This window comes from Ruegeria sp. AB7, assembly GCF_056542625.1.
Genome location: NZ_JBQGAC010000006.1, coordinates 305245 through 311744 on the forward strand (window position 1 = coordinate 305245; position 6500 = coordinate 311744).

The window sequence follows — 6500 nt, forward strand, 5'->3', positions numbered from 1 at the left end:
TTTCTTGCCCTCCCCAAAGGCTGCCGTGACAGCTCTGTTCAGCATCAGTACCTGATGCAGCGTTTATTGACCGATCTCACCATCTTCCGCCAGCAGACCGTTCATTTGGATGACATACGTGATGGCATAGAGAATTTTGTGAAGCGATCTTTGGTTGAGTGGTCAGCTAATCATCGCGCCCAACGTCCATTGCTTCAATTCACCTGCAAGCGGCCATTGATCCTTCATGCAAAGAAGGTTGGAAAAGGGCTAGAACGGCCCATCATGCTCTGGACAAGAATGCCGTTCGAATAGCAGCTTTCATTGCGTCCTGCGGCCCATGCCCTTTCGGTCTGCCTGAAGTCATCACAAGTTTGGAGGCAGGTGTGCTACCAAATCCCAATGTCTCGTTGACCACGGATAGCCCGATGTGAAGCGACGACCGGCCCAACAATCCAACCGCGATCCCTGCCTCTACCGCTGCAATCACGCCAGAAACGCTTTGGCTCGAATAGACGATACGGTATGGCTTTCTGCGTGCTTGTAACGAACTGATTGCAGCGTCGCGCCACCAACACGCTTCATCGAAAAGGGCCACTGGTAGGACTTCATCGGCTGAAAAATCCCGATGTGCCGAAGACACCCAACAAGTCGGGTCTTCATAAAGGAGTTCCTCAAAACCAGATGGAGTTTCGACCTCGTAAACCGCAAGGTCCAACAGCTCTTTGTCGAGCGCATCAGGAAAATGTGCGCTCAAGGCGCAGGTGACCTCCAGTTCGACTTTAGGATGATGACTGGTAAACGCCGCAATAATCGTCGCGAGTTTGGCGCGCCCGTGATCGTCGGGTATGCCCAAGCGTAGTTTTCCGCTCACAGAATTGTGTGAAATCTCCCGCTGTACCGCGTCGAGGCGGGCCGTCACGTCTTTCGCAACGAACAGCAACGTCTGCCCCGCATCGCTCAACACAACCCCGCGACCATGCCGATCAAAAACAGGGCGGCCCAGAATGGATTCCAGGCGTTTGATCTGAAGGCTCGTTGCAGATTGGGACCGGTGGATACGAGCTGCACCATCCGTGACACTGCCAGCCTCAGCCACGGCGACGAAGGTTCGCAAAAGATCGCTATCCAGATTCTCCATCTGTTTTTCCAATATCTGAAATTGAAACTATTCGTTTCAAAGATGGCTCGTGCCACTCTAATTTTCAAGTTCAAAGGAGTAGGTAATGTCCGATCAAACCGCTGCCCATCGACCATCTACCCGGAAAAATCTGATGTGGGGCGTTTCTCTGGTGCTGTTGTCGGGTGTCTGTCTTGTTTGGCCGGAACACGCGGCAAACGCTGTAAAGTTTGTCGTCTTGGGCTTGATTGTCGTCGCCCCAATCGTCATTCCGGGTATCATCCTTGCGGCCTGGATCATTGCCAGCAGCGCGGACACTCATATTGCTGCTGCCTTTGAGGGCAGGACATTTCGATCGGTGTTGGCCGCGTCGCTGATCGGAGCTGTTACGCCCGTCTGCGGTGTTACAGTGTTGCCGTTAATGGCTGGGTTGCTGGCTGCAGGTGTACCGCTTGCACCGATCATGGCATTCTGGCTGTCCTCTCCGATAACGGACCCGGCGATGCTCGCGACCACCGCCGCAACATTGGGTCTGAGCTTTGCGATTGGCAAAACCTTTGCAGCTTTCGGATTGGGTGTATTCGGGGGGGCGATTACCGGGCTATTTTCCAGGGCGCCTTGGGCAATGAATGCGCTTCGCGATAATGATCTCGCTCGCCAACTAAGTGCTGCGCGATGCGGCGAAGGTCAGCCCTTTGATCCTTGGGTATGGAGGTCCGAGGCGAGACGACGTTCCTTTGGCAAACAGTTCTCGGCAACCAGTCGGCTTATCCTAATTTGCCTGATTCCGGCGTTTGCAGCCGAGTACGCCCTGAACACGGCACTGACGCCCGGATCGCTAGCAGTATATGTCGGGGAAGACAAATGGTGGGCCATACCCGCCGCTGTCTTCATTGGTGCCCCAGCCTATATCGACGGGTACGCGGCACTCCCACTGACGCGAGGGCTGATCGACAACGGCATGTCCGAAGGCGCAGCGATGGCTTTCCTTGTATCGGGTGGCGTAGTCAGCATCTGGGGTGCAATGGCCATCGCACCGGTGCTCAAACTGAAGCCATTCATGTTATATCTGTTGCTTGCTGTCTTCGGGTCGATTGGAGCCGGGTATGCCTTTGAGTGGATCGTCTAAGAGCCAACGCCAATTAAATGCACGCGGTCAAAGAATGGCTATTCTACCCGCCAACACGGAAATCTCAAAACTCGAGTTGAACGTCCGGGGTAGGTCGTCCTTAACATAATCAAACGCCTCTATCAGAAGGTAACTGCCTGCCCCCAATGGTCGCGAGAGTCGCAAAACCGCCCAATCCAGCATTTTGAAAAAACGCCCACAACCTCAAACCCTACCGCCAAAATGGTATTAGGGTCATCACGTACAACGCACCGTGGCTCCGGGTTACTGGCCTCAGAAATCCTTCCGACGGAAACCACCCATGATAGCACCACCCATCAGGCATGTTAGGTTTCGCCAGGATGGCTCAACCGCATAATTGGCCATTTCCGTAGCCAGCGTGTCAAAGGCGCCCTTGTTGGTTTTTATCATGTGACCAGGCGACATGAAGCCAGCAGTCAAGATCGATTTCTCGACATTCTCGAAGCACATGGCGTTGCCGAAATTGCCGACTCCCGAGACGAACTCCTTGCCTTCTTCGTTGCCGCCCCATGTCAACCAGGGTGAAAGGAAGATGAATGGTGGCATGGCGTTTACGGCAATTGCGCCGTATTCCATATCAGTTATCGCTCGGTCCAGAGCAGCCTGATGCGTTTTCTTGGTGTCCTCGTCGATCAGGATTGCGCTGCCCAACGTGCCAAGCAGCTTTTCATTGCAGAAGGCAACTGCAGCGGGCAGGAATTCGGTAGCGTTGGCAGGCACGTCCAACGGCACCTCACCTGTGATCTGGCAGAAGGCCTCGTTGCGTGTGCCATAACTGTCCACTTCGATCCCGGTGATCAGCAGGTTTTCAGCCGCCTTGAACAAACCGCCCTCCGGTGACAGCTGCTCAGCTTGCGGATAGGCGTTGAGGAACCCGTCTTTCACCTCGCCAGCCCCCGGATAATAGGTGCCCTCGGCGGGCGTGTCTTCGACGATCGCCTTGCGAATGGCATCCAGGAACTGATCCCGCTGGGCCCAGTGTTTCGAGGTTACCAATGTTTGAACCCGACCGCAGACAGCTCCACCGTTGAGCTTGTTAATCGTGACGATCTGGTGTGCTTGATGAGCGATTTCCTTATCGGTCCAAGGGCGGTCGCCCGGCACGATGATCACCGGGTTGTTGCCTCCGCATTCGGAGATCAATTCGGCCTGGGTGGCACTTTGAATTGCTTTGGCGGTACCCGCACCGCCCGTGAAGTAGATCTTGTCGATCCTGGTATCAGTCGTCAGCACACGGCCTTGGTCGTGATCAGCGAAAGCCAGGGCTTGATGATCGATCAGCGGGGCCATGACCTTTTCCCAAACCTTATCGCTATCGGCATTCAGGTGGTGTGGTTTGTGCACCACGACCTTGTTGTCGAAGAAGATTGCCTTGAGCATCTCCAAAGACGACGAATAGTTCCCTGCGCCCAATACGGCGGTGATCCCGGCAGATTTGTCCATCGGATTCACTTGCTTCGGTTCGCCCTTGACCCGAATGAAATCCTTCCGGTCGCCGTTCATCAGCTTGTCCTTGGTGTCGATTGGGAAGACCGCAATGTCATAGCGATCATTACCAACTTTGGTGATGCTGATCGGTTCCGGCATCTTTCCATGCACGATGCCTTCATAAACGTCGATTGCAGCAGAAACGGTATTGGCCATCGGAACAATCGTGGCGATCATTGATAACGGGTCAGTATAAATCTCTTCACCCATCTGATCATTCTTCATGGCCGTGTCCGAGGCAGCGAGTTCACCGCCAAATTTCTTTAGGTTTTCGCGTACAGCTTCCAGTAGGGCTAACCTCTCGGCGGGAGAGGTGTCGGCCCATTTCTGCGGGTTCAAGTGAGTAATGGCGTTGTTGGTTTTCATCTGATTGTCCTTAAGTGTTCGGTCGGAGCGAGTTGGGGAAAGCAGGATCAGCGAGCGATCGACATGACCATGCGGTCGAAAGCACGGTCGCCCAACCATTTGCGGACGCCCATCATCAAGCTTGCGTATTTTCCGGCGGCGTAGCGGGTCTTGGGTCTGCGGGCCTTCACCGCCCGGGACACAACATCTGCAATCACTTGTGGAGACGAGCCGCCACCATCCTTGTAGTTTTCGGCGGTTGCCTTGGCGACGGTTTTGGCCATCGGTCCATAGGCCGTATTGCCCGAAAACTTCAGCATCGGGCCTTCGACAACATTTCCGAAAGAGGTCTGAATGATGCCGGGTTGGACCACAACCACGTCAATACCAAACTGTTTCAGCTCAAGCCGCAGGCAGTCAGACAAACCTTCGAGAGCGTGTTTCGAGGCATGATACCAAGCACCCAAGGGCGTATAGATCTTGCCACCCATCGACGTTATGTTGATGATCTTGCCCGCACGTTTCTCGCGCATGTAGGGAAGCAGTTCCTGTATCAACGCGGCAGCACCGAACAGATTCACGTCCATCTGATAGCGTGCTTCCTCGATCGGCACGTCTTCGACCGCACCATAAAGTCCGAAACCCGCATTGTTCACCATCACATCCGCGCCCCCGAACTTGTTGGTGATCTCAGCGACAGCGGATTTGCGACTGGCCTCATCCGAGACATCCATGGCAACAGGATGCGCGCCGAGCGATTTCAGATCGTCCATTTGCTCCATCCGTCGGGCTGCGACGACGACAGTCAATCCATCCTTGATCAGTTGCTGAGCGATCACTTTACCCATGCCCGACGATGCACCGGTAACGAGCGCAACTTGCTGTGTGTTTGCCATTATTTACTCCAATTGTTTTGGACAGCTTGTCTTGTCCCGGATCAGTTGCACCGTTCGGCCCGAGTCGATGCGTTCGGTATCTCCGGATACAAACGCAGACTGGAGCGTACGATTGCGCGGCTGTTCATTTTCGTTGCGGGCGCGGACTAAGTTCCGACATATCCCTCGCCTCGGCCGGGGTCATGCCGGTCCAGCCTTGGAACGCGCGATAGAATGAGTTCGGCTCGCGGTATGCCAGCAAATAAGAGATTTCCTCGACGTTCAGCCCCTCCTCACTCAGATAGTGCATCGCCAGTTCTAAACGGGTTGATTCCAGCAGAGTTTTGAAGGTCTCACCTTGCTCCTTCAGTTGGCGTTGCAACGTGCGCTTGGACATGGCCATCCTCTTGCACATCGCCTCAATATTTGCCTCACCGGAAGGCAACATGTCATGTAGAGCCCGCTTGGCGCGCATCACGATGGGCGTGTCTGTTTCATAAGACTCCATCTTGCGACGAAGTTGCTTTTCAAATTCCGGCCAGGCTTCCTCGTTTTCAGTGATCAGGGGCAGGTCCGCGTCTTCGCGACGAAGGGAAATGCTTGCGCCAGGCGTTGGGTGGCGTCCCAGATACGAAAGTAATTCCTCACCCGGATGTTCAATGACTGGAAGCTTCACGTGTGCTGGCACGATATGCTCGGCAGTGTGGCAACGGGCGCACTCCAGCAGGTAAAGTGCTTCAAACCAGAGCATTCGCGGTGGGATTTGAATGGTGGGATCGACTGAACCGATTGCAACATGAAGGCAATCATCGTCCTCGGACAGGTCCAGAGTGATCGGCGCCATCAGCGGTTTGAACACCGACAGTCGTTGAAGCCCGGTACGTACATCGGGCGAGCAGGAGAAAGAGAATATCGCGGGCGTGAATGGCGCATGAGCAAAGAGTTTGCCCAAGACGAGCGGCAATTCTGGGCGCTTGGCTTCTTCTTCAACTGCTTGCCACAGATCGAAAACTTGCGCGGGCGTGACCCCCTTGCCCTCGTTGCGCAGGAAATCACGTGGAAACCCGGCTCGGAGAAACACCTTCTCGGGCGAGATTCTCAACAACTTGGCCAACTGTGTAATAGACTTGGCCATTGGGTAAAGACGGTTTGGCGATTTCGCCTCCTGAAGCGAGTGTATTAGCGCATCCTATATTCGCATGTGATTTCCACCGCGCCAGAGGCTTGAAACCCTTTGGCGTGTTCTGATGGTCCTTTGGCGCAATATGATAGAGCAACAGCGAAGCCCCAGCATCGTGTTCCTCTCGAACCCGACGTTGACCATTTTGGTTACACTTATTGCTGGATTGCCTCAGAGGTCGGTTCCGAGCCCAGAATAACCGATGCTGCACTCTGGATAAGCGTCAGCTCTGATTTGGGGTCTGAACCTCTCGTATTGAGGCTTCTTCAAGGCGTGATTTAAGACGGTCAACAACATTTTGCGCTGTCGCAATATCATCTGGCGACAGACCTTCCGAGAGTTCATTCACCCATGGGACTTGCT

At 54.4% G+C, this 6500-nt stretch carries 5 protein-coding genes; 1 reads left to right on the forward strand and 4 read right to left on the reverse strand.

The window, feature by feature from the left end; genetic code table 11:
- Positions 1-262: 262 nt before the first annotated feature.
- A complete protein-coding gene (locus tag ACR0EN_RS16830) occupies positions 263-1120 on the reverse strand; it encodes a LysR family transcriptional regulator (protein ID WP_170734036.1) in 858 nt (285 codons plus the stop codon).
- An 85-nt stretch (positions 1121-1205) separates the two neighbouring features.
- Between ACR0EN_RS16830 and ACR0EN_RS16835 the strand changes: the two genes are divergently transcribed.
- Complete coding sequence (locus ACR0EN_RS16835; protein WP_170818995.1) at positions 1206-2228, forward strand: permease; 1023 nt, start codon at positions 1206-1208, stop codon at positions 2226-2228.
- A gap of 273 nt (positions 2229-2501) precedes the next feature.
- On the opposite strand, the gene ACR0EN_RS16840 is transcribed toward ACR0EN_RS16835, so the two are convergent.
- From ACR0EN_RS16840 to ACR0EN_RS16850, 3 genes are all read right to left on the reverse strand, one after another.
- On the reverse strand, positions 2502-4103 hold the full coding sequence (locus tag ACR0EN_RS16840; RefSeq protein ID WP_170818996.1) for an aldehyde dehydrogenase family protein: 1602 nt from the start codon (positions 4101-4103) through the stop codon (positions 2502-2504).
- Positions 4104-4150: 47 nt separating this feature from the next.
- Entirely contained in the window at positions 4151-4978 is an 828-nt protein-coding gene (locus ACR0EN_RS16845; RefSeq protein ID WP_170818997.1) for an oxidoreductase, read from the reverse strand.
- Positions 4979-5102: 124 nt separating this feature from the next.
- Positions 5103-6092 (reverse strand): AraC family transcriptional regulator, encoded by a 990-nt coding sequence (locus tag ACR0EN_RS16850; protein ID WP_170818998.1) that lies wholly within the window; start codon positions 6090-6092, stop codon positions 5103-5105.
- Positions 6093-6500 lie beyond the last annotated feature (408 nt).

Coding starts and splice junctions, on each gene's coding strand:
- ACR0EN_RS16840 (WP_170818996.1), bottom strand. CDS start 4,103: ATGAAAACCAACAACGCCATTACTCACTTGAACCCGCAGAAATGGGCC.
- ACR0EN_RS16850 (WP_170818998.1), bottom strand. CDS start 6,092: ATGGCCAAGTCTATTACACAGTTGGCCAAGTTGTTGAGAATCTCGCCC.
- ACR0EN_RS16845 (WP_170818997.1), bottom strand. CDS start 4,978: ATGGCAAACACACAGCAAGTTGCGCTCGTTACCGGTGCATCGTCGGGC.
- ACR0EN_RS16830 (WP_170734036.1), bottom strand. CDS start 1,120: ATGGAGAATCTGGATAGCGATCTTTTGCGAACCTTCGTCGCCGTGGCT.
- ACR0EN_RS16835 (WP_170818995.1), top strand. CDS start 1,206: ATGTCCGATCAAACCGCTGCCCATCGACCATCTACCCGGAAAAATCTG.